The sequence below is a fragment of the Inhella crocodyli genome, assembly GCF_004004565.1.
Taxonomy (GTDB): Bacteria; Pseudomonadota; Gammaproteobacteria; order Burkholderiales; family Burkholderiaceae_C; genus Inhella; species Inhella crocodyli.
Genome location: NZ_SACM01000003.1, coordinates 303,096 through 327,248 on the forward strand (window position 1 = coordinate 303,096; position 24,153 = coordinate 327,248).

The window sequence follows — 24,153 nt, forward strand, 5'->3', positions numbered from 1 at the left end:
GGCCTCAGCCCTTCTTGTTCATGGTGGCCAGCACTTCGGCGCGCAGGTCTTTGCGGAGGATCTTGCCGATCGGCGTCTTGGGCAGCTCGTCGCGGAACTCGATGCGAGTGGGCATCTTGTAGGCCGTGAGCTTGCTGCGGCAGTGCGCCAACACGGCCTCGGCCGTGAGGCTGTCGTCGGCCTTGACGACGTAGGCGCGCACGGCCTCGCCGGTCTTGGCGTCGGGCACACCGATCACGGCGGCCTCCATCACGCTGTCGAGCTGCGTGATGACGTCTTCGATCTCGTTGGGGTAGACGTTGAAGCCGCTGACCAAGATCATGTCCTTCTTGCGGTCCACGATCTTGAAGGTGCCGTCTTCGCTCATCACCGCCACGTCCCCGGTGTACAGCCAGCCGTCCTTCAGCACCTTGGCCGTTTCCTCGGGGCGCTGCCAGTAGCCCTGCATCACCTGCGGGCCGCGCAAGATCAACTCGCCCGGCGCCCCCAGGGCCACGTCGTGGCCGTCGTCGTCCACCAGGCGGATCTCGGTCATCGGCGCCGGGATGCCGATGGTGTCGACCTTGCGGCCGCTGCTCAGCGGCTGGAAGCAGGCCACCGGGCTGCTCTCGGTCAGGCCGTAGCCCTCCACCAGCGGGGCGCCGGTCACGTCCTCCCAGTGCTTCACCACCGCGTGGTGCATAGCCGCCCCGCCGCCGCCTGCCGCCTTAATGTGCTTGGGCGGGAAGGCGGTGAACCACTCCTCGTGCATCAGCGCGTTGTAGAGCGTGTTCACGCCGGTGAGCCAGGTGATCTTGTAGTTCTCCAGCGCCCGCTGCAGGTTCTGGATGGGCCGGGGGCTGGGCACCAAGATGTTGCGCGCGCCCATGCGGTACATGGTAAGGAAGTTCACCGTGAACGCGAAGATGTGGTACAGGGGCAAGGCCGTCAGCACCACCTCTTTGCCCTCGTCGATGTGGCTGCGCACCATGCCCAGCATCTGGTCCAGGTTCCACAGCAGGTTGCCGTGGGAGAGCATGGCGCCCTTGGCGACGCCAGTGGTGCCCCCGGTGTACTGCAGCAGGGCCAGGCTGTCGTGCTTCAAGTCGCGCACGTAGGCCTGCACGTCGCCGCCCGCGGCCCGGCCTTGCGCCAGCGCTTCGGGCAGTCGCGTGGCCTTCAGGCCGTGGGCCGGGATGAGCCGGTTCCAGTGCTTCATCACGCCGTACACGATGGGCTGGACCACCGGCGGGAAGAACTCGGGCACGCGGGTGATCACCACGTGCTGAATGGCCGTCTGCGACAGGATGGCTTCCAGCTTGTCGGCGAACAGGTCGACGACCACGATGGCCTTGGCCCCGCTGTCCTTGAACTGGTGGGCCATCTCGTCGGCCGTGTACAGCGGGTTGGTGTTCACCGCCACGCAGCCGGCTTTCAAGATGCCCAGCAGCGTCACGGGGTAGCTGAGGCAGTTGGGCATCTGCACGGCCACGCGGTCGCCGGCAGCGAGCTTGCACACCTCGCGCAGGTAGCGGGCCAGCGCGTCGCTCATCTCGTCCACCTGGGCGTAGCTCAGCGAGCCGTACATGCCGTTGGGCATCACGCAGGTGAACGCGGTTTGGCTGGCGAAGCGCTGGGCCGCTTGGCGCGCCATGTCGGGCAGGTGGCGCGCGCTGGGCGTGGGCAGGGTGTGCGGGATGGTGTCGCCGTAGTGCGAAAGCCAGGGCTTGCCCAGGTACACGGAGTCGGTCGAGGTCATCGGCGAGGCGGAGTAGGAAAGGGATCCGGCGGCCTGCCGGGGCGGGCGGAACTTACCTGTAACCGACCGGCCGCACCAGAGGATCAACCCCCGCCCACGGGCAGAAAAAGCCTTTTGTTTTCAAAGGCTTAATCGCCCCCGCACACGCGGCCGCGGCCGGCCTTGACGGCACTGCGCACGGCCTTGCCGGCCAGGCGCCGCTGCTGCGAGCCGCGCGTGGGGCGGGTGGCGCGCCGCACGGCGGGCACGTGGGCGGCGGCCTGCACCCAGGCCACCAGGCGCTCGAGGGCGTCTTGGCGGTTCATGTCCTGGCTGCGGTGCACCTGCGCCTTGATGACGAACACGCCCTCGCGGCTCAGGCGCTGGTCGTCGCTGGCCAGCAGGCGCGCCTTCACCGCCTCGGGCAGGCGGCTGGCGCGCACGTCGAAGCGCAGTTGCACCGCGCTGCTGGTCTTGTTCACGGCCTGGCCCCCGGGGCCGCTGGCGCGGATGAAGCTGAACTCGACCTCGTCGTCCTGCGGGCACCAGGCCGACAGCAGGCCCATCACTCGTCCAAGCGCACGGGCACGCGCGGGGCCAGCGCGCACATCAGCTCGTAGCCGATGGTGCCGGCCGCGTGCGCCACCTCGTCGATGGGCAGCACCGCGCCTTGCCGGCTGCGCCCCCACAGCGTCACCTCGCTGCCCACCCCGGCCTCGGGCAGGGCGCTCAGGTCCACGGCCAGCATGTCCATGCTGACGCGACCCAGGGTGCGGCTGCGAACCCCGTCCACCAGCACCGGCGTGCCGGTGGGCGCGTGGCGGGGGTAGCCGTCGGCGTAGCCGCAGGCCACGGTGCCGATGCGCATGGGCCCGGGCGCCGTGAAGGCGCTGCCGTAGCCCACGGTGTCGCCAGCCTGCAGCTGCTGCACGCCCAGCACCTGCGCGCGCAGGCTCATGCCGGGCTGCAGGCCCCAGTGGGCGGCGTCGTGCTCGGGGTAGTCGGGCACACCGCCGTAGCCCAGGATGCCGGCGCGCACCCAGTCGCCGGCCACGTTCACGCCGCCGGCCAGAGGCCGCTGCGCGTGCCGCAGGGTGGCGGCGCTGTTGGCCAGGCTGCGCTCACCCGGCAGGTCGGCCGTGGCCGCCTCGAAGGCCGCCAGCTGGTGCGCGATACCGTCGGCGCCCAGGCGCGTGGCGTCGGCGTCGCTGAAATGGGTCATCAGGCTCACGTCCTCGACCTGCGGCAGGTTCACCAGGCGCTGCCAGGCCGCGCGGAAGGCCTGGGGCGCGAAGCCCAGCCGGTTCATGCCGCTGTTCATCTTGAGGAAGACGCGGTGCGGCAGGTTGGTCTTGTGCGCGGCCAGCCAGTCGATCTGGTGTTCGGCGTGGATCGCGTGCCACAGGTGCAGGCGCGAGCACAGCTCCAGGTCGCGCGGCTCGAACACGCCTTCCAGCAGCAGGAGGGGGCCGCGCCAATCCAGCGCGCGCAGGCGCTCGGCCTCGGCCAGGTCGATGCACGCAAAGCCATCGGCCACCTGGCGCTGGGCCTCGAAGCAGCGCTCGATGCCGTGGCCGTAGGCGTTGGCCTTCACCACGGCCCACACGCGCGCGCCCCCGGCGCGCTCGCGGGCCACGCCCAGGTTGTGGGTCAGGGCACTGGCATGGACGGTGGCTTCGATCGGGCGCGGCATGGGCCGCAATTTAGCCGTAGCAACACTGGGTTACGCTTTCCGCCCCCGAGACGAGCTCCAACAGGCCAAGCGCCAGGCGATGAAAAAAGGCTTCTACACCATCATGTCGGCGCAGTTTTGCAGCTCGCTGGCCGACAACGCCTTGTTCATTGCAGCCATCCAGCTGCTCAAGGACAGCGGCGCGCCCGAGTCGCACCGCGTGGCCTTGGTGCCCATGTTCGCGCTGTTCTACGTGCTGCTCGCGCCCTTCGTCGGTGCCTTTGCCGACGCGCTGCCCAAGGGCAAGGTGATGTTCATCGCCAACGCCATCAAGGTGGTGGGCTGCTTGATGATGCTCGTGGGCGTGCACCCCCTGGTGGCCTACGCCGTGGTGGGCCTGGGCGCGGCGGCCTACTCGCCGGCCAAGTACGGCATCCTCACCGAGCTGCTGCCCGTCTCGCAGCTGGTCAAGGCCAACGGCTGGATCGAGGGCCTGACCATCGCCTCCATCATCTTGGGCGTGCTGCTGGGCGGGCAGTTGGTGGGGCCGCACATCGCCCCGCACCTGCTGGCGCTGGACCTGCCGCTGATCGACACCGGCATCGACACCGCGCCCGAAGCCGCCATCACCGGCCTGGTGGCGCTGTACATCGCCGCGGCGGCCTTCAACCTCTACATCCCGCGCACCTGCGCCCAGCTCATGCCGATGGACCGGCCGCTGGCCCTGCTGCGCGACTTCCGCGAGTGCAACCGCAAGCTCTGGCAGGACAAGCTGGGCCAGATCTCGCTGGCCACGACGACCCTGTTCTGGGGCGTCAGCGGCAACCTGCGCTACATCGTCATCGCCTGGGCCGCCGCCGCGCTGGGCTACAGCACCACGCAGGCCAGCAGCCTGGTCGGCGTGGTGGCCATCGGCACCGCGGTGGGCGCCTTGGTGGCCAGCTGGTGGATGCGCCTGGACAAGGCCGTGAAGACCATCCCCTTGGGCACCCTGATGGGCGTGCTGATCGTCGTGATGATCGGCATCCGCGACGTCTGGGTGGCCGCGCCCTTCCTGATGGTGATGGGCGCCATCGGCGGCTTCCTGGTGGTGCCCATGAACGCCCTGCTGCAGCACCGCGGCCACAGCCTGATGGGCGCGGGCCGCAGCATCGCGGTGCAGAACTTCAACGAGCAGGCCTGCATCCTGGGCCTGGGCTTCCTGTATTCGGGCCTGACGGCCTGGGGGCTGCACGCCTTTGGCGCCATCACGGCCTTCGGTCTGTTGGTGGCCGGGGTGATGGAGCTGATCCGCCGCTGGCACCTGCACAACCGCCGCGAACACAACGAGGAGGTGGAGCGCTTGCTGGCCATCGCCCGCGGCGACGAGGACGACGGCAAGGGCTGCCACTCCTGAGAGTCTGACGCGCGCCGCGCGCGCCGTCACGGCTGATTTGCACGGGTGGCGCGTCGGCGCCACGGCGCGCATCCTGGGGACGCCATCCACCCTGGGAGCTCGCCATGCACTTCGCCTCGACCCCCACCACGGCCCACCGACCGGAAGCCCAGCGCGCCTGGAGCGTCGGCCTCGTTGTCGGCCTGCACGCGGCCGTCATCTGGGCCTTCGCCCAGGGCCTGATGCCCCGCCTGCCCTGGCAGGCGCCGCCGGCACCGATCGCCACGCGGGTGGCCCAGCCCGAGCCCCCGCCCCCCACCGTGCCGCCGCCCCGCGCCGAGCCCACGCTGCAGCGGCCGGTGTTCGAGGTTTACGTGCCGCCGGTGCTGGTGGACCCCGCACCGAGCAACACGGCCCTCACCGGCACCACGACCCAGGTGCCCGAAGGGCCCGTGACCGTCACGCCGCGTCTGCCGGAGGCCCAGCCCGGCACGCCATCCGGCGAGCGCAGCACCCCGGCGCGCCAGAGCGCCGCCCTGCTGTGCCCGGTGATGGTCCAACCCGAGCCCCCGGCCAGCGGCTGGGAGGGCGTGGCCCAGTTCACCGTGCAAGGCACGGTGCAAGGCGGGCGCGTGGTGGCCGTGGAGGTGCTGAGCCGCAGCGGCGTGGCCGACCGGCGCGCGCAGCGGGCGCTGACGGCCGCCGTCGACACCGCGCTGCGCAGCTACCGCTGCAACAGCGACGGGGTCTTCGTGCAGGAGTTCGTGTTCCGGCCCGAATGAAGCTCCGCTGAAAAGCACAACGGCCCCCGCGGGGGCCATTGGGTTGGGCGGGTCAGCGCTCAGGCACTGGCCGGGGCGCTGCCTCCACCACCGCCACCGCGCCGACCGCGTCCCGTCGTGGGCGGCGCGGTGACCAGGGGCTTGCCACTGAGCACGGCCTCGATGTGCACGCTCCAGGCGCGGGCGATCTTGAAGCAGCCGCTGTGGTTCAGGTGGATCTCGTTGTGCCAGTCGCCGCTGATGCCACTGGAGCCCAGCGCCGCCGGGGCGATGGGCACCTGGGTGGAGTCGAAGACCTGCAGGCTGGGGTACTGCGCCGCATCGGCAGCACAGGCCTTGAAGAGCGCGGCCAGCTTGGACAGCATCAAGCGGCTCATCGCCGCCCAGTCGGCCTGCGGGATGGCGTAGGCCTTGAGCGCCGGGTACAGCCAAGCGCCCGAGGCGCTCTCGGCCCCGGCCGGCCTCGGCGTCGGCACCGCGTAGCAATGGATGAACAGGGGCTTGCCCTGGCTCGGGCCGGCGTCGCGCAGGCTGAGCACGTGCTTCAGGTTGGCGCGCACGTACTCGCCGAAGGTGGCCCAGCCGTCTTCGCTGAAGTAGCGCGACACGCCGGCGCTGGGCGCGCCCCACTCGGTCTGCTTGCGCAGCAGGCGAAGGTTCATCGGCACCGGCTCGCCGTTGGCCTGCACCGCGGGCACCATGGCGGCCGACACCAGGTCGTTGCCGCCCACGCTGAGCAGCACGCCGTCCCAGGTTGGGGCGCTCGGGTCGGTCAGCAGGCGGATGAAATCGGGCGAGCTTTCCAGGTCGACCATGCGCCGCAGGGCGTTGTGGTGGCCCGCGCAGCTCACCGCCACCGTCGGCTGGCCGAACACCAGTTCTTCCAGCAGGTTGGCGTGGGCGTCCACCTTCGCGGCGGCGAACGAGAACCACGAGTCCCCGTGCGCCAGCAGGCGCCAGCGGAAGGTGGACAGGTCCGGGCGGCGTTTCAGCTCGTCCGGCGTGAGGCACTGCAAATGTTCCATGCGGGATTCCATCTTGCGCTCTCGTTCCCCCTGGATGTCCCCCAGGGCAGGGCGGGCGCATTGTGTGCTCAAAAACAGGGCGCCGCCGCCCGCTCTACCATGCCAAGTTCTTAAGGAGATTCCCCCATGTCCGCCTCCGTGTACGACTTCGAAGCCGTCTCCATCACCGGCAAGCCCGTGAAGCTGCAGGACTTCCGCGGCCGGGTGCTGCTGCTGGTCAACACCGCCAGCAAGTGCGGCTTCACCCCCCAGTTTGAAGGGCTGGAGCGCCTGTGGAAGGACTACGAGGCCCAGGGCCTGACGGTGCTGGGCTTCCCCTGCAACCAGTTCGGCGGGCAAGACCCCGGCTCCAACGGCGAAATCGCCGAGTTCTGCCAGCTCAACTACGGCGTGAGCTTCCCGATGATGGCCAAGGTCGACGTCAACGGCGGCGACGCCCACCCCCTGTGGCAGTGGCTCAAGAAGGAAAAGCGCGGCCTGCTGGGCACCGAGCTCATCAAGTGGAACTTCACCAAGTTCCTGGTGGGCAAGGACGGCCAGGTGCTGGAGCGCTACGCGCCCAACGACGAACCCGCCAAGCTGCGCGCGGACATCGAAAAGGCCCTGGCGGCGTGAGCCAGCCCCCGCAGCTGACCGTTTGCCTGTCCCAGGGGGCCGAGGACTGGGCCGCCGAGCTCAACCTGCGCCTGGCCGGCCAGGTGCAGGCCAGCGCCTGGCACGACGGCGCCCCGCCGGCCGAGCTGGCCGTGCTGTGGAAGCCCCCGCCCGCCTTCTTCGCGCAGCAAACCCAGCTGAAGGCCGCCTTTGCCACCGGCGCCGGCGTGGACGGACTCTTGGCCTTGGCCCCGCCGCCCGGGCTGCCGCTGTACCGCCTGGAAGACGCGGGCATGGGCGTGCAAATGGCCGAGTACGTGCTGCACGCCCTGCTGCGCTGGCACCGCCAGTTCGACGCCTACGCCGCACAGGCCGCCCAAGGCCACTGGCAGCCCCGCGCCCCGCTGCGCAAGATCGACTGGACCGTCGGCCTGCTGGGCTGCGGCGTGCTGGCCCAGCCCCTGGTGCGCGCCTTGCGCGGCCTGAACTTCCCCGTGCAGGCCTGGGCGCGGCGCGCGCGCGAGGGCGGTGACCTGCCCGTCTTCACCGGCGAAGACGGCCTGAACGCGCTGCTGGCGGGCTCGCGCGTCGTCGTGGCCTTGCTGCCGCTGACCCCCGACACCGCCCAGCTGCTCAACGCCGAGCGCCTGGCCCGCATGGCGCCGGGCAGCTACCTCGTGAACATCGCCCGCGGCGGCCTGGTCGACGAGGCCGCGCTGCTGGCCGCCCTGGACCGCGGCCACCTGGCCGGCGCGGCGCTGGACGTGTGCGCCACCGAGCCCGCCGGGCCCGAGCACCCCTTCTGGCGCCACCCCCGGGTGCAGCTGACGCCGCACATCGCCGGCGCCACCCTGCGCGACGAGGCCCTGGACCAAATCGCCGACAAGCTGCGCGCCTGGCTGCGCGGCGAACCGATCAGCGGCCGCGTGTCGCTGGAGGCCGGCTACTGAGCATGGCAACCGAGCCCTACAGCCAAGGCGTGGCCGCTTACGCCGCCCTGTTCCCGCGCCCCGAGCACGAGCTGGCCGCGCTGTGCGCCGCCTTCGGCCCGGGCGAGGGCCGCTGCGTGGTGGACCTGGGCGCCGGCCTGGGCGTCAGCGCCCTGGGCCTGGCCCGCGCCGGCTGGCAGGTGCAGGCGGTCGAGCCCGACGCCGAGATGGCGGCCTCCCTCGGCACCCGCCTGGCGCTGGAGCCCGCGCTGCAAGCGCAGGTCGCCCTGCTGGCCGACAGCACCCGCCTGCCCGACGCCCAGGCCGATGCGGTGCTCTGCCAATCGGTGCTGCACCTGCTGCCGCCTGCCGAGCAGCACGCGCTGCTGACCGAGGCCGCGCGCCTGCTGCGCCCGGGCGCCCCGCTGTGGATCGAGGCGCCGTTCGCCAGCCCCCTGCGCGAGCCCATCCCCTGGGGCTGCGTGGGCACGCGCGCGCTGGGCCTGGGCCGCGTGGAGCACCACCGCTGCATGGAACCTGACCGCGACAGCGGCCCCGAGGCCTGGGCCACCGCGTGGCGCTTCGAGGTCTGGCAGGGCGGGCGCTTGCTGCACGAAGTGGCCCGCCGCTACCGCTGGACGCCCCTGCACACCCAAGCCTTGGCCCGGGCCACCCGCGCCGCGGGCCTGAGTGGGCTCACCGTTTGGGCCGATTGGGCCGCCCGCACCCCCTTCGACCCGGCCCTGGCCACCTACGGCTTTGCGCGCTGCCAGCGCCCCAGCCTCCCCACCGAACGCACCAATCCATGATCGTCGTCCACCACCTCAACGACTCGCGCTCGCAGCGCATCCTCTGGCTCTTGGAAGAGCTGGCGCTCCCCTACGAGATCCGCCACCACCAGCGCGACGCCAAGACCCGCTTGGCCCCGCCCGCGCTGGCGGCCGTGCACCCGCTGGGCAAGGCTCCCGTGGTGCAAGACGGCACGCTGACGCTCATCGAGTCCGGCGCCATCGTCGACTCCCTCCTGCGCCGCCATGGCCAGGGTCGCCTGCAACCCGCTGCGGGCAGCGATGAGTTCGAGGCCTACCAGCAGTGGCTGCACTACGCCGAGGGCTCGGCCATGCTGCCGCTGATGCTCAAGCTCTACACCTCGCGCTTGGGCGAAGGCGCGGCGCCGCTGGCACCGCGCATCGACAGCGAGATCGCCAACCACCTGGGCTTCGTCGACCAATCGCTGAAAGACCGCGAATGGCTGCTGGGCGATGCCTTCACCGGCGCCGACGTGCAGATGAGCTTCGTCGGCGAGGCCGCCGGCCCGGCCCGCGCCCACTTCCCGCACCTCGACGCCTGGGTGCGCCGCTTCCAGGCCCGCCCCGCCTACCAACGCGCGTTGGCCCGCGGCGGCCCGTACGTGTTCGCGCGCTGACTACAGGATGAGGCCCATCTCCAGGGTCTCGAAGTACACGCCGCGGTGGCACAGGCCCATGGGCCGGCGCCCCTCAATGGCAAAGCCCAGGCGCTCGTAGAGCCGCAACGCCGGCCCGTTGTCGGCCCGCACCTCCAGGTCGATGCGCACCAGGCGCCCCTGCCTCCGCGCCGCGTCCAGCGTGGCCCGCAACAGGCGCTCGCCCAGGCCCTGGCGACGCGCGGCCGCCAGCACGCCCATGCCCAGCTGCCCCCGGTGCCGCAGGCCGTCGGCCCACTGCGGCAGCGCATCGCACCAGCCCAGCACCCGCTCGCCGTCCCAGGCCACGAACTGCGGGTGCCCCGCTTCGACGTTGCCCGCCACGAAGGCGTGCACCTGCGCGAAGGGCGGCGCCTGGTGCTGCCCCAGCATCAGGCTCTCGCGAGCCACCGCATCCAAGCAAGCGTGGAACGACTCGGCGTGTTCGAGGCGGATGGGAACGATGGTGACGGCGGCCATGCCGCGATTCTGGTGCCCACCATGACGAAAAGGCCGAAGGCCCGACCCCCTTTCGGGAGCCGGGCCTTCGGTGGTCTTGCACCCCGCCGCGAGGGCGGGTGTTAGGCGCTGGTGGGGGAGGCGCTGCGCTTGGCGACGACGATCACCGTGGGCAGCTGCGCGACCGGCGTGGCGCGCTTGACGGTCATCACGACCGGGGGCAGTTGAACGATTTCTGCGGCGGGCTTCTCGCCGTTGCCGGCGTAGGTCGCGGCGCTGGCGAAGGTCAGGCCGGCCATCACGGCGATGCTGAGGGCGCCACCGACGGTGTCGAGGACGGGGGCGGTGTTGAAGGTCTTGGTCATGGTGGGCTCCTGGCGGTGGGGTTGCGTGTTGCGGTGACTGAACTTTGATCGTTCAGGCCTCGCATCGCCATGGCCAAGCGACGAGCCGACGCAGCGTGCGATGGGCTGCGGCCAGCGCCGTTTGAATGGGAGGCGCCCGATACTTCGACGCACCGTTCACGCCAGCCACCACCCCCATGCACCCGACCTCCATGCACCGCCGATTCGTTTTGGGTCTCTCGTTGGCATGGCTTGCCGGCAAGGCCGGTGCCGCCACCCCAGGGTGGCTGAAAGGGCGGTGGGAGCTGATGCACGACCCCGATGGCAGCCCCAAGGACTTCTTGGAGTTCGGAGACGGCAATGAGGTCTTGAGCATCTCCGAGCGCGGCCGCGTCACGAGCGGCGTCTTTGCCATTCGGGACGAAGGCATTCAGCTCAGCTTCCTGCTGCCCAACGGCAAGACCGTTCGAATGCTGATGCTCCCGTCCGCCAACCAGCGGCAGCTGCGGGTCAAGTCGAACAGCACCGGCAACGTCGCGGTGTACGAAAAGACCAAGCGCTGAGGCCTGCAGAGGGTCCACGCCCCCGAAAGGCCGAAGGCCCGACCCCCTTTCGGGAGCCGGGCCTTCGGTGGTCTTGCACCCCGCCGCGAGAGCGGGTGTTAGGCGCTGGTGGGGGAGACGCTGCGCTTGGCGACGACGATCACCGTGGGCAGCTGCGCGACCGGCGTGGCGCGCTTGACGGTCATCACGACCGGGGGCAGTTGAACGATTTCGGCGGCGGGCTTCTCGCTGTTGCCGGCGTAGGTCGCGGCGCTGGCGAAGGTCAGGCCGGCCATCGCGGCGATGCTGAGGGCGCCACCGACGGTGTCGAGGACGGGGGCGGTGTTGAAGGTCTTGGTCATGGTGGGCTCCTGGCGGTGGGGTTGCGTGTTGCGGTGACTGAACTTTGATCGTTCAGGCCTCGCGTCGCCACGCCCAAGCGACGAGCCGACGCAGCGCGCGACAGGCTGCGGTCAGCGCGGGTTGAGTGGCGGGCTGGGACACTCCCGCCATGGCCACTGCCCCCACCTCCACCCTCGACTGGCCCGGCGAGTTCCGCCGCTTCGCCCGCGAGGAATGCCCCACGCAAACCACCACGGCCGCGCTGTGCCAGGCCCTGGCCGACTGGCCCGCGCTGGCGGCGGCGATGGCCCTGGCGCCACCGGCCCAGGCCCGCGCCAATCTCTTGCTGGCGGCGGTGCACGAGCGGGTACTGGCCGGCGCGGCGCCCGAACTGGCCCCTTACTTCCCCAGCGCGCAAGGCACGCGGGCGCCCGACGCCGAACTCGCCCCCCAGTTGCACCAGCTGCTGGCCCGCGAGCGCAACGCCATCGAGGCCCACCTGCGCAACCGCGCCACCCAAACCAACGAGACCGGCCGCTGCGCCGTGCTGCGCCTGGCCCTGGATGCGCTGGTGGCCCACACCGGCCAGCGACGCCTGGCCTTGTTCGACTTCGGCGCCAGCGCCGGCCTGAACCTGGGCGTGGACGGCGACCGCGTGCGCGTGGCGGGCGGCGAGCGCGGCCCCGGCATGCGACTGGAATTGGATTGCGACTGGCGCGGCGGGCCCCTGCCGCCGGCCCAAGACTGGGCCTTGGTCGCCCGCGCCGGCACCGACCTCGCGCCCATCGACCCCAGCGACCCGGCCCAGCGCCGCTGGCTCGAAGCCTGCACCTGGCCCGACGACACCGCGCGCCTGGCGCGGCTGCGGCAGGCCCTGGCCTGGGGCGCAGACGCCGTGCGGGCGGGTGGCTACCGCGTCAGCGCCGACGACGACGGCCTGGCCGCGCTGGCCGCCTGGCTGCCCGGCCTGCCTGCGGGCGTGCAGCCCGTGCTGTTCAACAGCTGGGTCCTGGCCTACTTCTCGGCCGAGCAGCGCGCCACGCACCGCGCGCGCGTGCAGGCCTTGGTGGAGCGCCACGGCCTGGCGGTGCTGTGCGCCGAGGCCCTGGCCTTCCACCCCTGGGGCGACGGCCTGCCGCCCGCCCCCGAGCCCTCGGCCACCCTGTGGACCCTGCACGACCGCACCGGCACCCGCCCCTTGCTGTGGAGCCACCCGCACGGCGCCTGGGCGCGTGCCGCTTGAACCCCACCCGAAACCCTGCTCCGCATCGGCCCATGGAGCAGCGGGGATGATGCCGCCCATGATTTACGCCCTGCTGAAACTCATTCACTTGCTCAGCATCGGCCTGTGGGTGGCCGGCATGGGCTTCACGCTGCTGATCTTGCGGCCCGCCGTGGCCGACTTGGAGCCAGGTGCGCGCGTCCGACTGATGCACGCCGTGTTCACACGCTTCTTCCGGGTGGTCACGGTCGTGTCGGTGCTGAGCCTGGTCACGGGCTACTGGATGCTGGGGCGCACGGCCAAAACCGTGGTGCAAGCCGGCGGGCAATTCGACATGCCCTTGGCCTGGACCCTGATGGCCGTGCTGGGCACCTTGATGGTGGCCATCTTTTTCCACATCCGATTCGCGCTCTACCGCCGCTTGGACCGCGCCGTGCAGGCCAGCGATTGGCCCCTGGCCGCCAAAGCCCTCGACACCATCCGGCAATGGGTGGCTTTCAATTTCGGCTTGGGCTTGCTGGTGGTGGTCATTGCGGCCATGCGCCCCTTCCTCTGAGCCCAAGCCATGCAAGCCCCCCACATCACGCGCATCGACAGCACGCAGGGCATGACGCCCACGCTGGACCGTCCCCGCCCCGACCGACTGGAGGCCGGCGACCCCCAGCGCTGGACCTGGCTGCTGCACGAAGCCGGCCCCATGAGCGCGGGCGTGTGGGCCTGCGAGGTGGGCCGCTGGCGCATCGCCTTCCCGCCGCACAAGCAGGAGTACTTCTTCGTGCTGGAGGGCCACGTGCGCTTGCACGACCGCCACGGCCAGGCGGTGGACGTCGTGGCCGGCCAGGGCGCTGTCATCCCCCCAGGCTTTGAAGGGGCCGTCGAAGTCGTTCATCCCGTGCGCAAGCAGTTCGTCGTCGTGGACGTGCAACCCGTCCCATGACCAACGGGCCCCCCTGAGGCCCTGGCTACATTGCCCCCCGCCGCAAGCACGTCGGCGGGAGATTGGGTTTGAACACCGCGAACAAGAAACTGCAAGCACCTTGGTGGCGCCGCTGGCGCGGCCGTTTGATCGTGGCCGCCTTGGTCGTCGTCGGTGGGGTGGGCTGGCGCCTGATGAACCCGCCCAAGCCGCCGCCACCGCCGCCCACCGGCGTGGTGGAGAAGGGCCACATCACGCAAGTGGCCCAGGCCGCCGGCGTGCTCCAGGCCAAAACCCGCGTGGACGTGGGCGCGCAAGTCAGCGGCCAGATCCGCGAGCTGCACGTGCAACTGGGCCAGTCGGTCAAGAAGGGCGACCTGCTGGTCAGCCTGGACCCCGAGCTGGCGCGCAACGAAGTGGCGCAGGCCGAGGCCGCACTGGCGCAGCAACGCGCGCTGCTGGACGCCCGCCAGGTCGACCTGGCCAGCGCCCGCCGCGAGGCCGAGCGCCAAAAGCGCCTGCTGGCCGGCAAGGCCACCGCCGGCCTGGAGGCCGAGCGCGCCGAGAACGACCTGGCCAAGCTGGAGGCCGACGTGCGCGGCCAAAGCGCCGTGATGCAGCGCCTGCAGGCCGACCTGGCCCGCGCGCAACTGCGCCTGGGCTACACCCGCATCACCGCGCCCATGGACGGCACCGTGGTCAACCTGCCCGTGCAGGTGGGCCAGACCGTCATCGCCGTGCAGATCACGCCCGTCATGCTGACCCTGGCCGACCTGCGCACCATCACCGTGCGCACCAAGGTGCCCGAGGTCGACATCCAGTCGGTCAAGGTCGGCCAGAAGGCCAGCTTCCTGACCCTGTCGGGCCAAGGCCAACGCTACGAAGGCCGCGTGCGCGTCATCCAGCCCGTGCCCGAGCGCAGCGGCAACGCCGTGTTCTACAACGTGCTGTTCGACGTCGACAACGCCGCCGGCCAGCTGTTCTCCGACATGACCGTGCAGGTCGACATCGAGACCGGCGAAGCCAAGGACGTGCTCACCATCCCCGTGGTGGCCCTGGGCGAGCGCGACAAGGACGGCCGCCAGCTGGTCACCGTGGTCGGCAGCGACAACAAGCAGACGCCGCGCCGCGTGCGCACCGGCTTGCAAGACGGCGCCCGCGTGCAGGTGCTGGAAGGCCTGAAGGCCGGCGAGAAGGTGCTGCTGGCACCGCCCTCGGCGGCCGAGGCGGCCTCGGCGCCGGCATCGGCCGCGTCCAACTGATCGGGCCAACATGCCACTGATCGAGTTGCGCGGCATCGCGCGCCACTACCGCATCGGTTCGATCGAAGTTCGGGCGCTCGACGGCGTGGACCTCGCCATCGAGGCCGGCGAGTTCGTGGCCATCATGGGCCAATCGGGCTCGGGCAAGAGCACGATGATGAACGTGCTGGGCTGCCTGGACAACCCGACCGAGGGCCAGTTCCTCATCGACGGCCAGGACGCCGCCCACCTCGGGCCCGACGAGCTGGCGGCCCTGCGCCGCGAGCGCTTCGGTTTCATTTTCCAGCGCTACCACCTGCTGCCGCACCTGGATGCCCGCGGCAACGCCGCCCTGCCGGCCGTGTACGGCGGCGTGGGCGCCGGCGCGCGCCGCAGCCGGGCCGAGGCCCTGCTGGAACGCCTGGGCTTGGGCGAGCGGATGCACCACAAGCCCAACGAGCTGAGCGGGGGCCAGCAGCAGCGCGTCTCCATCGCCCGCGCGCTGATGAACGGCGGGCAAATCATCCTGGCCGACGAGCCCACCGGCGCGTTGGACTCGGCCTCGGGCGCCGAGATGCTCAAGCTGCTCAAGGAGCTGCACGAGCGCGGCCACACCATCATCTTGGTCACGCACGACGCCCACGTGGCCGCCCACGCCCAGCGCGTGATCGAGCTCAAAGACGGCAAGGTCGTGCGCGACGACGGCACGCCCGCCCAACACCGCCCGCCGGCGCAAGCGCCCGAGTCGCAGGTGCCGCCGCAAGGCGGTTGGCTGCGCCGCGTGCAGGTGCAGTGGCGCGAGGCCCTGGCCACGGCCTGGCTGTCGCTGCAGGGCAACCGCCTGCGCACCGCGCTGTCCATGCTGGGCATCAGCATCGGCATCGCGTCGGTCGTCAGCATCGTGGCGCTCACCAGCGCCGCGCGCACCACCTTCGAGGGCGAGTTCGCCAGCCAGTTCCAGGGCCGCATCTGGATGTGGACCGGCAACCCCGAGTTGCCCCCCGGCATGCAGCCGCCGCTGTTCACCCCCGCCCAGGTCGACGCCGTCGGCGCGCTGGACGGCGTGGCCGGCCTGCTGCGCGAGCGGCAAACCATGGTGCAAGTGCGTTACGGCTCGCGCGAGCAGCCCTCGCAGGCCCAGGCGGCCAACGCCTCGCTGCTCAAAGACCGCAAGCTGCGCATCAAAGAAGGTCGCGACTTCGCTCCTCTGGAGTTGGACAGCGGCCAGCAGGTCACCCTGCTCGACCACGAGACCGCCAAGAAGCTGTTCAAAGACGGCCAGTCGCCCGTGGGCAAGACCATCTTCTTGAGCGCCGCCGGCGGCATGGACGCCGGTGGCTTGGGCGGCAACGCCGGGGCCGGCGGGCTGGGCGCGGCCCCGCCGCCACCTCCCGTGGCCATGCCTTACCTGGTGGTGGGCGTGGTGGAGCAAGACAGCCAGCTCGGCTTCAACTTCTCCAACAACCTCATCTACCTGCCCGAGCGCACCTACCGCGCCAAGCTGGACGCCAGCGTCAACCTGCAGGCCTTCGCCATCAACCTCGTCAAGGGCGTGCCGCCGCAGCAGGTGCTGGCCCTGGCCAAGCACCGCCTGCGCGCCATGCGCGGCCGCGAGGACTTCAGCTTCTGGGTGGGCGACGAAGCCTTCCAGAAGATGCAAACCTTCAACGCCGGCTTTGCCGCGCTGCTGGCCGGCGTGGGCGCCATCGCGCTCATCGTCGGGGGCGTGGGGGTCATGAACATCATGCTGGTCTCGGTCAGCGAACGCACCCGCGAGATCGGCATTCGCATGGCCGTGGGCGCCCGCCAAAGCGACGTGCGCCTGCAGTTCCTCATCGAGGCCGTGGTGCTGTGCTGCTTGGGCGGCCTGGTGGGCGTGGCCCTGAGTTGGCTGGGCGCGCAAGGCATCAACGCCGTGCAGAACGCGCTGGAGGTCAGCGTCAGCTGGCAAGCCCTGGGCGTGGCCTTCTTGGTCTCCAGCGGCGTGGGCCTGCTCTTCGGCACCCTGCCCGCCCGCCGCGCCGCGGCCTTGAGCCCGGTCGACGCCCTGGCCCGTGAATGAACCCGATGCGGATGACGCCATGACGACCCTCCCTTTCCGACTGAGCCCGTTGTTGCTGGCCGCGCTGCTCGCCGCCTGCGCCACCGCGCCGGCCTCGCTGCCCCCCGAGGCCGCCTCGGCCCCTCCCACGGCCTGGCAGGCCGAGCCCGCCGACGCCACCGCGCCCGACTGGGCCGCCGTCACCGACCCCCAGCTGGCCGACCTGCAAGCCCGCGCCCTGCGCGCCAACCGCGACCTGGCCCAGGCCGCGCTGCGCTGGCGCCAAGCGCAAACCCAGGCCGAGATCGGCGGCCTGCGCCTGCGCCCCAGCCTGGGCGGCAGCGCCTCGGCCAGCAAGCCGCTGGAAGGCGCCAGCACGCGCACGGTGGACGTGGGCGGCGTGAGCGTGCCCATCACCAGCAACGTGGGTTGGAGCCGCAGCTACGGCCTCAGCGCCAGCGTGGGCTACGAGCTCGACCTCTGGGGCCGCATCGCTGCCAACCAGGCCGCGCAAGCGGCGCAGGCCGAGGCCGCCCGCACCGACCTCGACGCCGCCCGCCTGCTCATCCGCCAGCGCGTGGCCGAGGCCTACTGGACCCTGGCAGCCATCGACCTGCAGCGCCCCCTGGCCGAACAGCAGCTCGCCCTCAACCGCGAGAACCTCGCCCTGGTGAGCCTGCGCGTGCGCGAAGGCAAGCTGCTGCCGCTGGAGATCGACAAGGCCGCCAGCACCGTGCAGCAGGCCCAGGTGCGCCTGAGCGACCTGGCCGCCGACGCCCAACTGCAGCGCAACACCCTGGCCCTGCTGCTGGGCGAGCCCCTGCCCGGCCCCGACGGCGGCGGTTTCGTGGCCGAGCCCCGCCTGCCGGTGCAAACCGTGCCGCAGTGGGCGCCCGGCGCTCCGGCCGAGGTGCTGGGCCGCCGCCCCGACGTGCAGCGCGCCCGCCTTACTGTGGACGCCGCCCTGGCCCGCCACCGCGCGGCCGACGCCGAGCGCTACCCGAGCCTGAGCTTCAGCGCCAGCGTCAGCACCGGCGGCTCCCGCGCCGCCGACTGGCTCAGCCAGCCCATTGCCAACCTGGCCGCCAACCTGGCCGTGCCCCTCATCGACTGGCGCCGCCTGGACCTGCAACGCGACAACGCCCGCACCGAGGTCGAACTCGCCGCCTTGGCCCTGCGCGACACCGTGCAAAAGGCCCTGGTCGAGATCGAGGGCCAACTCGTCGACGGCGAGCGCCTGCGCCAGCAACTCGCCGCCAACGCGCTGCGCCTGCAAGAAGCCACCGCGGCCGAACGCCTGGCCGCGCTGCGCTACGAGGTCGGCGCCATCTCCCGCGCCGACTGGCTGCAAGCGCGCAACGCCATGCTGGAAGCCCAGCAGGGCCAAATCCAGCTGCGCCTGCGCGCGTGGCTGAACCGCGCAGCCCTGGCCAAGGCGGTGGCTGGCGCCTGAACGGGGGGCAGCGCGCGCGCTCAGCGCCCGCTCAGCGCCCTTAGCATCCCGGCCCTTCGCATTCGCTCGGGCCGGGAGGGCAGCATGGACGTTCATCAACGCATCGCGGGCTTGTTCCTGGCCATGCTCAGCCTGTTCGGTTGGGTCACGGCCGCGGTGCTGGCCGCCGCGCTGTTGAGCTTCGGTCCCGGGGCCAACGAGCCTCAGCTGTTTTGGCCGTGGCTGTTCACCCTGCCCATCGGCCTGCTGATCGTGGGCGTCGCGCTGCTGTGGGCCTTCGGTGCCCTGCACGCCGGTGTGTCGCTGTACCGCGGTCGCCGCAGCCGCGCGCTGGTGCCCGTGGCGGCCATCGCCCTGCTGGGCTTCCCCTTGGGCACGGTGGCGGGCGTCTACGCGCTGTGGTCCGTCTGGCGTGAGCAAGCCCCAAAGCTGCCCCCCGACTGGCGCCACATCGCCAGCGACTAGCGCGTGGCCCAGCGCAGCGCATGACCCCGACGCCCCTGCGCCTGGCCTGCCTCTGCGCCGCCTGGTGCCGCGCCTGCGAGGCCTACCGCCCCGTCTTCGAAGCCACCGCCGCCCAGCTGGGCCTGCCCGCGGTCTGGGTGGACGTGGAAGACGAGGCCGACCGCCTGGGCGACCTGGACATCCAAACCTTCCCCACCCTGCTGCTGTTCAACGACGAGCAGCTGCTGTTTGGCGGCCCCGTGCTCCCCGACGCCAACACCCTGCAGCGCCTGGTGCGCCACGCACTCGACGCGCCCACGCCAGAGGCCGAGGGCAGCTTCGCCGAGGGTTTGGCGTGGTTGCGTGGGCAGGCCGGTGGGCCTGCGGTGGCCTGAAGGCCAAGGGCCCCTTGGGCCACGCGTTGGCAAGCCGCCATGCGGCCGCATACTGGCCATGACCATGGCGATCCGCGCAAATTCAGTCTGCGCCACTTCGCGGCTTGTTCATGACCCGTCCAACGAGCGACTCAGGAGTCCTAGGTTGTTGATCCAAAAGACGTTTTCAGCCATGCCGAAGCGCGTTGTTATGCGGAGGCATAACGTGTTATCCGGCGTGTGAGCGCTCTAAAACCAAGTTAGGTGCTCTTATGTCTGTGGTCGAAAAGTTAATGGATGGAGCTGTTGCAGACATTGATGTTCTGCGCTCTCTTGACGGTCAAGGCGATGTATTTACCCTCGCACGAGACGTCGATTTTCTGTTGCGTGCCCCAAATCGCGAGAAGGCTGAGCTTGTCGCGCAATTAATCAACGAATATCAATATGGGGCAGCAACGCCGTTGCACGATGAAAATGGAGATAGCGTCCAAGTAGTGATCAATATGCCGGTAACTCAAAACGTCATTTTGTCCGTCTCCGGTTTCATGACCTGCCTGGCAGCTATCTATGGCCTTGAATTTGATGGGTGGGGCTGTGTTGCTCAATCCCGCACCTAACAATTCCGTCGAGAGGGACGGTTTGCAAGCAGCGCTTGCAAATACCTTCCGCCGCTTCGCGGCTCCGGCCGCCCCTCACGTCAAACGTTATGCCGCTTAAATTGCGCCCTTTCGACGCGGAGGTGAGCACGCTATCTGTCTCGGACATCGCGTGGGCCAGCTACGATGGTCGCAAACTGGAGGTCGTGGTTGCCCAGGTTGCAACTAGCGAGGGGAAGTTCAAGGGGATGAAGTTCACGTTCGACTGGGTAACGGGATTTCGCTTTCTTGACGAAGGCGATCTGCTCAGATACTGGAGGTCCGACGGATATCGAGGCGGCCATCACCTTTTCTCTGTAGAAGCAGGAGGATGGGCAGAGGAGGAGTTCAAATTGGAGGGCGTTACAGAGAAACGTAGCGAGTGGCTCGTGGTCACAGCAAACGGATGTATGAACGTCTTTGCTCACGATGCCCCGGAGATCCTATATGGCGAGTTCGATGACCGTGCATAACAAGCCGCTGCATCGGATCGCCTTCGGCTCCCGCTGAGCGGCGACGTTAGACAGCATGGACTCGCGCAAGCTCGTAGTTCACCTTGAGTCTGCCTTCGCTGACTACGATTCAAGTCTGGCGAGGCCTGAGTCTGTCGTGTTGGCTGGCCTAACCTGGCCCACGGAATACTGGGCTGAGTTGGCAGTTCGTTGGTTAGAAGAAGGTGCTCCGATAACCGATGAAATTGCGTTGGCACTTGACGGCTTAAATAAGAAGCCGTTTAGCCAGGGGGTTCGGCATCGGGCTTGTGCACTCGCTCGTCGGTGGCACAAAAGAGCGGGCAATGCTGTCTAACCTTTCAATCAGCCGGACGTGGTCCAGCAAGCTGGCCCACGCCGGTTATTTCAAACGTTGGGCAGCACTCGATGCAGATTGATCGACCTTCTTGGGAGCTTCGCGGAATCCGATGCCAGTGCTGCGCAGGGCAGGGCGCACTTTGCTTTTCGGCGTGCCCCAATTGCGAGGCTGTGGTGCTGGTGTGTGATGAAGTGGGTACCGCATATCTAGACCCGAACGACCTAGAAACTGCGATCTATGGCGCGCTCGATGATCCGAATTGCAGGTGTCCTAGGTGTTCGGCGAAGCGAATCTCTGAATTTGAAAGCGCCTCATCGGAGCAGATTCAGCTGGCAGGATTTCCAGTTGGCGCGTATGAGTGAGAGCGTGCTGCCCAACCCGTCATTGCAGCCGCCCTGCGCCAGCTGCGCTGGCTGGTCGGCTGAAATACGACGTTAGGCATCTCATGAAACTACACCCATCAGAGATTGCGTTTCTGCTAGATCTCGCGGCCGCGAAAGCTTCATGGAAAGCTGCCGCTGCTGCAGGTATCTCAAACCCAAGTGCCGTGTGGATTGAGAATGCCAATGCATGGTCAAAGTTGTCTGAATGCTTGAAGCAGGCGGGAGCAACGGAAAACTTTGTTGAAGTCGTCTCGGAGCTTATGTCCGGTTTGCTTCACTCGGTATTGGTTTCCCTCGATGGAGGAACATCACTCGCGGAAACCACACTTATATCATTGCGGGATGAAGAGGGGCACGAGTTCAAACGCTTCTTGCACGAGTTCTGGCCCGAGTATGCGGAAAGAACGAGCAGCCGAGAGGAGTCAGGGCATTGAGCTGCTCACCAGCGATGCCTAATGCTTCCGTCGAGAGGACGCTTCCCCGCGAGCCGGTCAACGCCTCTCAAGTCAAACGATATGTTTCTTTAGAGCTTCGTGACATGCCCATTCAGCACTGCCCAGTTTGTGGGTTCGGACCCATTCCTAAACCATATACAAACGAGCAAGAACTCCGGAACAGTTTTGACATCTGTTCATGCTGTGGATGCGAATATGGCTACGACGATAACCAAGCACACTACAAACGGTGGTCTGAGTCAGGCTTTCCATGGTTCGAACCAAAATTGAAGCCTCTCAACTGGAGCATTTCTTCGCAGTTCGCACATCAGGTTCGCCCATGGCCTCCTGAGCGCGGAGAAACATAACAATTCGCTGCAGGGTCGACGGCTCTGAGCTCAAACATTAGGCTTTACGAACTGTCGATAAATGCCTGGTATTGGAGTCGTCGTCTTTGGTTTGGAGCTTGTGATGGCTACAAGAAGGCGAAGCAAAGTGAGAATTGACCATCCGCTGCAACCGACCCGAACGCGCTGCGCTGGCTTGTTCGGCTGAGCTTCAAAATTAGGCTTCACTATCGATGCTCGATATTCCCAACGACTTTCCGCTGCACAAGCTTGTCTCACAAGAGCTCATGCAGCTGTGCATCGGTTCCAACGATATTGTCCTTCGCTTTTATCAGCGAGACGAGATCGAATCAATGGCGGAAAAATGGAAACCTGGGGCCACTATCGCTATCGATTCAGGTTTCGAACTTAGCGACAAAGGGCGTGTAATCTGCGCTGCTTCGAATGAGGATCTGGGAAACTCAGCAGGTGGACTCACGGTGCTGTTGCGCCAGATCATTTGCTCAGTTGAGCGTTTGCCAAGAAACGAACTTCTTCTCAGGTTTTCTAAGGGCCATGCACTTCACTTGGTTACTGATGAAATGGGTTATGAGTCATTCCATATTGAGCTTGATGGCGACATGATTGATGTCGCTGCGCCATTCAGCGGTGCCTGACCTCTCGCAGCAGCCGACCTGAGCCCGCTGCGTGCCTTTATTCGGCTGAGTTCAATCGTTGATCAACAGCTCAGGGGCACTGTGAGCGGCCCCTCCGGGTCGACAGCGACGACTCAGACCCCCGTGATGACGACGCGCCTCGCCCCCCGCAGAGAATCCCAGCCCTGACCCCGCCCGGTCGACCAAGCCGCCTCTTCCTTCCCCGATTGCTGGCGCCACCAGCCCCCCATGACCGACGCCCCCACCCCCGCCCTGCCGAACTGGCCCCAGGCCTACCCGGCCACCGGCGCCAGCGCGACCTTGAAGCAGCGCAACGAAGACTTCGTCGTCACCGAGTTGCCGCTGCAAGCGCCCTCGGGCGCGGGCGAGCACGTGTGGGTGGAGGTGGAGAAGAACGGCGCCAACACCGCCTTCGTGGGCCAGCAGCTGGCCGCGGCGGCGGGGGTGAACGACTGGGACGTGGGCCACGCCGGCCTGAAGGACCGCCATGCCGTGACGCGGCAGTGGTTCAGCCTGTACTTGCCCAAGGGAGAGACGCCCGACCTGACCCTGCTGCAGCACCCAGAGTTCCAGGTGCTGAGCCAAAGCCGGCACGTGAAAAAGCTGCGCCCTGGCGACCTGCTGGGCAACCGTTTTCGCATCGTGCTGCGGGACGTGAACGGTGACCGCGGCGCCATCGAGGCCAACCTGCAGGCCATCGCGGCGCAGGGCGTGCCCAACTACTTCGGCGCGCAGCGCTTTGGGCACGACGGCGGCAACGTGGAGCAGGGCCGGGCCATGCTGGCGCGCGAGATCCGGGTGCGCAACCCGAAGAAGAAGGGCATCTACCTGTCGGCCGTGCGCTCCTTCGTGTTCAACGAGGTGCTGGCGCTGCGCATCCAGCAAGGCCTGTGGGGCCAGACCTTGGCCGGCGACGTGCTGGACGCGGCCGGCCTGCCCACCGGCCCGCTGTGGGGCCGCGGCCGCGTGAGCACCAGCGAGCAGGCCCAGGCCCTGGAGAACGGCGTGGCCGAGCGCCATGCCGCCCTGTGCGACGGCTTGGAGCACGCCGGCCTGGACCAAGAGCGCCGCAGCCTGGTGGCCCGCCCGGAAGGGTTGCGATGGGAATGGTTGCAGGGCGACGAGCTGGCGCTCGACTTCGCCTTGCCTCCCGGCACCTACGCGACCTCGGTGCTGGCCGAGGTGCTGCGCACCGCCGAGCCGCCGCGGCTCAGCGACGACGAGCCCACGCCCGCCGAGTGAGCCAAAACGCTCAGCGGCTCAGGCCAGGTCGGCGTCCAAGGCCGGCGGCCGGGTGAAGTCGGCGTCGAGGTTCATGGCCAAGCTGGCGGCCTCGACCACGCGCCACAGGTGGGGCGGCATGGCCAAGATGCCGGCCGGCGTTTTGTGGGCACGCAGCCAGGCCGCAATCTCTTGGTGCTGGGCGGCGCTCAGCAGGTCGAGGTGGCGCATTTCGTCAAGGGTGTTCACGGGCCCAGTATGCGGTCGCTGACCCCGTCAGGCCGTGCCCGCCGGCGTCGCGTAATCGAACACGATCTCCCAACGCCCTTGGGCCAAGCGCCGCCACATCGAGTTGAAGCGCAGCAGCAACTTGCCATCCGGCCCGTGCACCGGGCCGGCGGTGCGCCCGAGCTCGCCGCTGGGCAGCACCAGCGCGGTGTCGGGGGCCCAGCTGAACGGGGGCGTGGGGCCGTCGAAGTAGGCGCGCCAGCCGGCCACCACGGCCTCGGGGCCGATGAGCGGGGCCCGGCCGCCGGTCCACACGGTGTCGGGCGCCAGGAAGGCCTGGAAGGCCGCGAGGTCGCGCGCGGCCATGGTGGCGGCAAAGGCGATTTCGGTCGCGCGCAGCTGCTCGGTGCGGCGGGCGATCTCGGCGGCGTCGGGCCAGGCCGGGGCGGCGGCCGAGGCGCCCGACGTGCCCAAAGGCAGGGCGGCAGCGGCCATGAGGGCGGTGCGTCGTGGGGGCATACAA

The 24,153-nt window shown here is 69.1% G+C and carries 29 protein-coding genes; 20 read left to right on the top strand and 9 right to left on the bottom strand.

Translation table 11 applies throughout. The features are described 5' to 3' along the window. Positions 1-4: 4 nt before the first annotated feature. The 3 genes from EOD73_RS12215 to alr form a co-directional block, all read right to left on the bottom strand. Positions 5-1,738, bottom strand: a complete 1,734-nt coding sequence (locus tag EOD73_RS12215; RefSeq protein WP_127683284.1) for an AMP-binding protein — start codon at positions 1,736-1,738, stop codon at positions 5-7. Between the two features lie 128 nt (positions 1,739-1,866). After that, positions 1,867-2,283: an alternative ribosome rescue aminoacyl-tRNA hydrolase ArfB gene (arfB, locus tag EOD73_RS12220; protein WP_127683285.1), complete on the bottom strand. Its 417-nt coding sequence runs from the start codon at positions 2,281-2,283 to the stop codon at positions 1,867-1,869. Beyond that, positions 2,283-3,410, bottom strand: coding sequence for an alanine racemase (gene alr / locus EOD73_RS12225; protein WP_127683286.1), 1,128 nt, complete (start codon positions 3,408-3,410; stop codon positions 2,283-2,285). Before alr ends, arfB begins: the two co-directional genes overlap by 1 nt. Positions 3,411-3,489: 79 nt before the next feature. Here alr and lplT point away from each other — a divergent pair, with 79 nt between their 5' ends. Both lplT and EOD73_RS12235 read left to right on the top strand, forming a co-directional pair. Beyond that, a complete protein-coding gene (lplT, locus tag EOD73_RS12230) occupies positions 3,490-4,785 on the top strand; it encodes a lysophospholipid transporter LplT (RefSeq protein ID WP_127683287.1) in 1,296 nt (431 codons plus the stop codon). Between the two features lie 104 nt (positions 4,786-4,889). Then, complete coding sequence (locus tag EOD73_RS12235; protein ID WP_127683288.1) at positions 4,890-5,546, top strand: hypothetical protein; 657 nt, start codon at positions 4,890-4,892, stop codon at positions 5,544-5,546. 59 nt (positions 5,547-5,605) lie between these two features. On the opposite strand, the gene EOD73_RS12240 is transcribed toward EOD73_RS12235, so the two are convergent. Continuing rightward, a complete protein-coding gene (locus EOD73_RS12240; protein ID WP_127683289.1) occupies positions 5,606-6,571 on the bottom strand; it encodes a hypothetical protein in 966 nt (321 codons plus the stop codon). Between the two features lie 126 nt (positions 6,572-6,697). On the opposite strand from EOD73_RS12240, the gene EOD73_RS12245 reads away from it, so the two are divergent. The 4 genes from EOD73_RS12245 to EOD73_RS12260 are packed head-to-tail and all read left to right on the top strand — an operon-like array spanning position 6,698 to position 9,520. Next, positions 6,698-7,186, top strand: coding sequence for a glutathione peroxidase (locus EOD73_RS12245; protein WP_127683290.1), 489 nt, complete (start codon positions 6,698-6,700; stop codon positions 7,184-7,186). Further along, the gene (locus tag EOD73_RS12250) at positions 7,183-8,115 is read left to right on the top strand and encodes a 2-hydroxyacid dehydrogenase (RefSeq protein ID WP_127683291.1); all 933 of its coding nucleotides are present in this window, start codon (positions 7,183-7,185) and stop codon (positions 8,113-8,115) included. The genes EOD73_RS12245 and EOD73_RS12250 overlap by 4 nt, the downstream gene beginning before the upstream one ends. Positions 8,116-8,117: 2 nt before the next feature. Next, complete coding sequence (locus EOD73_RS12255) at positions 8,118-8,903, top strand: class I SAM-dependent methyltransferase (protein WP_127683292.1); 786 nt, start codon at positions 8,118-8,120, stop codon at positions 8,901-8,903. Then, the gene (locus EOD73_RS12260) at positions 8,900-9,520 is read left to right on the top strand and encodes a glutathione S-transferase family protein (RefSeq protein WP_127683293.1); all 621 of its coding nucleotides are present in this window, start codon (positions 8,900-8,902) and stop codon (positions 9,518-9,520) included. Before EOD73_RS12255 ends, EOD73_RS12260 begins: the two co-directional genes overlap by 4 nt. Here the strand turns inward: EOD73_RS12260 and EOD73_RS12265 are convergent, their stop codons facing one another. Beyond that, complete coding sequence (locus tag EOD73_RS12265; protein ID WP_127683294.1) at positions 9,521-10,018, bottom strand: GNAT family N-acetyltransferase; 498 nt, start codon at positions 10,016-10,018, stop codon at positions 9,521-9,523. Positions 10,019-10,119: 101 nt separating this feature from the next. Further along, the gene (locus EOD73_RS12270) at positions 10,120-10,362 is read right to left on the bottom strand and encodes a hypothetical protein (RefSeq protein ID WP_127683295.1); all 243 of its coding nucleotides are present in this window, start codon (positions 10,360-10,362) and stop codon (positions 10,120-10,122) included. A 176-nt stretch (positions 10,363-10,538) separates the two neighbouring features. Here EOD73_RS12270 and EOD73_RS12275 point away from each other — a divergent pair, with 176 nt between their 5' ends. After that, the gene (locus EOD73_RS12275; protein ID WP_127683296.1) at positions 10,539-10,904 is read left to right on the top strand and encodes a hypothetical protein; all 366 of its coding nucleotides are present in this window, start codon (positions 10,539-10,541) and stop codon (positions 10,902-10,904) included. 98 nt (positions 10,905-11,002) lie between these two features. Here the strand turns inward: EOD73_RS12275 and EOD73_RS12280 are convergent, their stop codons facing one another. Continuing rightward, positions 11,003-11,245, bottom strand: a complete 243-nt coding sequence (locus EOD73_RS12280; protein WP_127683297.1) for a hypothetical protein — start codon at positions 11,243-11,245, stop codon at positions 11,003-11,005. Between the two features lie 149 nt (positions 11,246-11,394). Here EOD73_RS12280 and EOD73_RS12285 point away from each other — a divergent pair, with 149 nt between their 5' ends. The 13 genes from EOD73_RS12285 (at position 11,395) to truD (ending at position 23,423) form a co-directional block, all read left to right on the top strand. Continuing rightward, a complete protein-coding gene (locus EOD73_RS12285; protein ID WP_127683298.1) occupies positions 11,395-12,468 on the top strand; it encodes a DUF2332 domain-containing protein in 1,074 nt (357 codons plus the stop codon). A gap of 46 nt (positions 12,469-12,514) precedes the next feature. Beyond that, complete coding sequence (locus EOD73_RS12290; RefSeq protein ID WP_310733056.1) at positions 12,515-13,003, top strand: CopD family protein; 489 nt, start codon at positions 12,515-12,517, stop codon at positions 13,001-13,003. Between the two features lie 9 nt (positions 13,004-13,012). Further along, positions 13,013-13,384, top strand: coding sequence for a cupin domain-containing protein (locus EOD73_RS12295; RefSeq protein ID WP_127683299.1), 372 nt, complete (start codon positions 13,013-13,015; stop codon positions 13,382-13,384). 68 nt (positions 13,385-13,452) lie between these two features. Beyond that, positions 13,453-14,625: an efflux RND transporter periplasmic adaptor subunit gene (locus tag EOD73_RS12300; protein WP_127683300.1), complete on the top strand. Its 1,173-nt coding sequence runs from the start codon at positions 13,453-13,455 to the stop codon at positions 14,623-14,625. A gap of 10 nt (positions 14,626-14,635) precedes the next feature. Further along, the gene (locus EOD73_RS12305) at positions 14,636-16,666 is read left to right on the top strand and encodes an ATP-binding cassette domain-containing protein (protein WP_127683301.1); all 2,031 of its coding nucleotides are present in this window, start codon (positions 14,636-14,638) and stop codon (positions 16,664-16,666) included. A 19-nt stretch (positions 16,667-16,685) separates the two neighbouring features. Then, positions 16,686-18,098, top strand: a complete 1,413-nt coding sequence (locus EOD73_RS12310) for a TolC family protein (RefSeq protein ID WP_127683302.1) — start codon at positions 16,686-16,688, stop codon at positions 18,096-18,098. Positions 18,099-18,182: 84 nt separating this feature from the next. After that, entirely contained in the window at positions 18,183-18,563 is a 381-nt protein-coding gene (locus EOD73_RS12315) for a hypothetical protein (RefSeq protein ID WP_127683303.1), read from the top strand. Positions 18,564-18,583: 20 nt separating this feature from the next. Then, positions 18,584-18,937 (top strand): thioredoxin family protein, encoded by a 354-nt coding sequence (locus tag EOD73_RS12320; RefSeq protein WP_127683304.1) that lies wholly within the window; start codon positions 18,584-18,586, stop codon positions 18,935-18,937. A 251-nt stretch (positions 18,938-19,188) separates the two neighbouring features. Beyond that, on the top strand, positions 19,189-19,533 hold the full coding sequence (locus EOD73_RS12325) for a ribonuclease E inhibitor RraB (protein ID WP_127683305.1): 345 nt from the start codon (positions 19,189-19,191) through the stop codon (positions 19,531-19,533). 122 nt (positions 19,534-19,655) lie between these two features. Then, positions 19,656-20,024, top strand: a complete 369-nt coding sequence (locus EOD73_RS12330; protein ID WP_127683306.1) for a hypothetical protein — start codon at positions 19,656-19,658, stop codon at positions 20,022-20,024. Positions 20,025-20,806: 782 nt separating this feature from the next. After that, positions 20,807-21,178, top strand: coding sequence for a hypothetical protein (locus tag EOD73_RS12335; protein WP_127683307.1), 372 nt, complete (start codon positions 20,807-20,809; stop codon positions 21,176-21,178). A gap of 580 nt (positions 21,179-21,758) precedes the next feature. Further along, positions 21,759-22,181 (top strand): hypothetical protein, encoded by a 423-nt coding sequence (locus EOD73_RS12340; protein WP_127683308.1) that lies wholly within the window; start codon positions 21,759-21,761, stop codon positions 22,179-22,181. A 228-nt stretch (positions 22,182-22,409) separates the two neighbouring features. Further along, entirely contained in the window at positions 22,410-23,423 is a 1,014-nt protein-coding gene (gene truD / locus EOD73_RS12345; RefSeq protein ID WP_127683309.1) for a tRNA pseudouridine(13) synthase TruD, read from the top strand. An 18-nt stretch (positions 23,424-23,441) separates the two neighbouring features. On the opposite strand, the gene EOD73_RS12350 is transcribed toward truD, so the two are convergent. After that, a complete protein-coding gene (locus EOD73_RS12350; protein ID WP_127683310.1) occupies positions 23,442-23,651 on the bottom strand; it encodes a hypothetical protein in 210 nt (69 codons plus the stop codon). 27 nt (positions 23,652-23,678) lie between these two features. Next, positions 23,679-24,149, bottom strand: a complete 471-nt coding sequence (locus EOD73_RS12355) for a YybH family protein (RefSeq protein ID WP_127683311.1) — start codon at positions 24,147-24,149, stop codon at positions 23,679-23,681. Between the last annotated feature and the right edge of the window lie 4 nt (positions 24,150-24,153).

Coding starts and splice junctions, on each gene's coding strand:
- EOD73_RS12335 (WP_127683307.1), top strand. CDS start 20,807: ATGAAACTACACCCATCAGAGATTGCGTTTCTGCTAGATCTCGCGGCC.
- lplT (WP_127683287.1), top strand. CDS start 3,490: ATGAAAAAAGGCTTCTACACCATCATGTCGGCGCAGTTTTGCAGCTCG.
- EOD73_RS12285 (WP_127683298.1), top strand. CDS start 11,395: ATGGCCACTGCCCCCACCTCCACCCTCGACTGGCCCGGCGAGTTCCGC.
- EOD73_RS12310 (WP_127683302.1), top strand. CDS start 16,686: ATGACGACCCTCCCTTTCCGACTGAGCCCGTTGTTGCTGGCCGCGCTG.
- EOD73_RS12215 (WP_127683284.1), bottom strand. CDS start 1,738: ATGACCTCGACCGACTCCGTGTACCTGGGCAAGCCCTGGCTTTCGCAC.
- EOD73_RS12245 (WP_127683290.1), top strand. CDS start 6,698: ATGTCCGCCTCCGTGTACGACTTCGAAGCCGTCTCCATCACCGGCAAG.
- arfB (WP_127683285.1), bottom strand. CDS start 2,283: ATGGGCCTGCTGTCGGCCTGGTGCCCGCAGGACGACGAGGTCGAGTTC.
- EOD73_RS12325 (WP_127683305.1), top strand. CDS start 19,189: ATGTCTGTGGTCGAAAAGTTAATGGATGGAGCTGTTGCAGACATTGAT.
- EOD73_RS12355 (WP_127683311.1), bottom strand. CDS start 24,149: ATGCCCCCACGACGCACCGCCCTCATGGCCGCTGCCGCCCTGCCTTTG.
- EOD73_RS12305 (WP_127683301.1), top strand. CDS start 14,636: ATGCCACTGATCGAGTTGCGCGGCATCGCGCGCCACTACCGCATCGGT.
- EOD73_RS12280 (WP_127683297.1), bottom strand. CDS start 11,245: ATGACCAAGACCTTCAACACCGCCCCCGTCCTCGACACCGTCGGTGGC.
- EOD73_RS12260 (WP_127683293.1), top strand. CDS start 8,900: ATGATCGTCGTCCACCACCTCAACGACTCGCGCTCGCAGCGCATCCTC.
- EOD73_RS12295 (WP_127683299.1), top strand. CDS start 13,013: ATGCAAGCCCCCCACATCACGCGCATCGACAGCACGCAGGGCATGACG.
- EOD73_RS12320 (WP_127683304.1), top strand. CDS start 18,584: ATGACCCCGACGCCCCTGCGCCTGGCCTGCCTCTGCGCCGCCTGGTGC.
- EOD73_RS12275 (WP_127683296.1), top strand. CDS start 10,539: ATGCACCCGACCTCCATGCACCGCCGATTCGTTTTGGGTCTCTCGTTG.
- EOD73_RS12290 (WP_310733056.1), top strand. CDS start 12,515: ATGATGCCGCCCATGATTTACGCCCTGCTGAAACTCATTCACTTGCTC.
- EOD73_RS12265 (WP_127683294.1), bottom strand. CDS start 10,018: ATGGCCGCCGTCACCATCGTTCCCATCCGCCTCGAACACGCCGAGTCG.
- EOD73_RS12240 (WP_127683289.1), bottom strand. CDS start 6,571: ATGGAACATTTGCAGTGCCTCACGCCGGACGAGCTGAAACGCCGCCCG.
- truD (WP_127683309.1), top strand. CDS start 22,410: ATGACCGACGCCCCCACCCCCGCCCTGCCGAACTGGCCCCAGGCCTAC.
- EOD73_RS12255 (WP_127683292.1), top strand. CDS start 8,118: ATGGCAACCGAGCCCTACAGCCAAGGCGTGGCCGCTTACGCCGCCCTG.
- EOD73_RS12340 (WP_127683308.1), top strand. CDS start 21,759: ATGCTCGATATTCCCAACGACTTTCCGCTGCACAAGCTTGTCTCACAA.
- EOD73_RS12270 (WP_127683295.1), bottom strand. CDS start 10,362: ATGACCAAGACCTTCAACACCGCCCCCGTCCTCGACACCGTCGGTGGC.
- EOD73_RS12235 (WP_127683288.1), top strand. CDS start 4,890: ATGCACTTCGCCTCGACCCCCACCACGGCCCACCGACCGGAAGCCCAG.
- EOD73_RS12315 (WP_127683303.1), top strand. CDS start 18,183: ATGGACGTTCATCAACGCATCGCGGGCTTGTTCCTGGCCATGCTCAGC.
- alr (WP_127683286.1), bottom strand. CDS start 3,410: ATGCCGCGCCCGATCGAAGCCACCGTCCATGCCAGTGCCCTGACCCAC.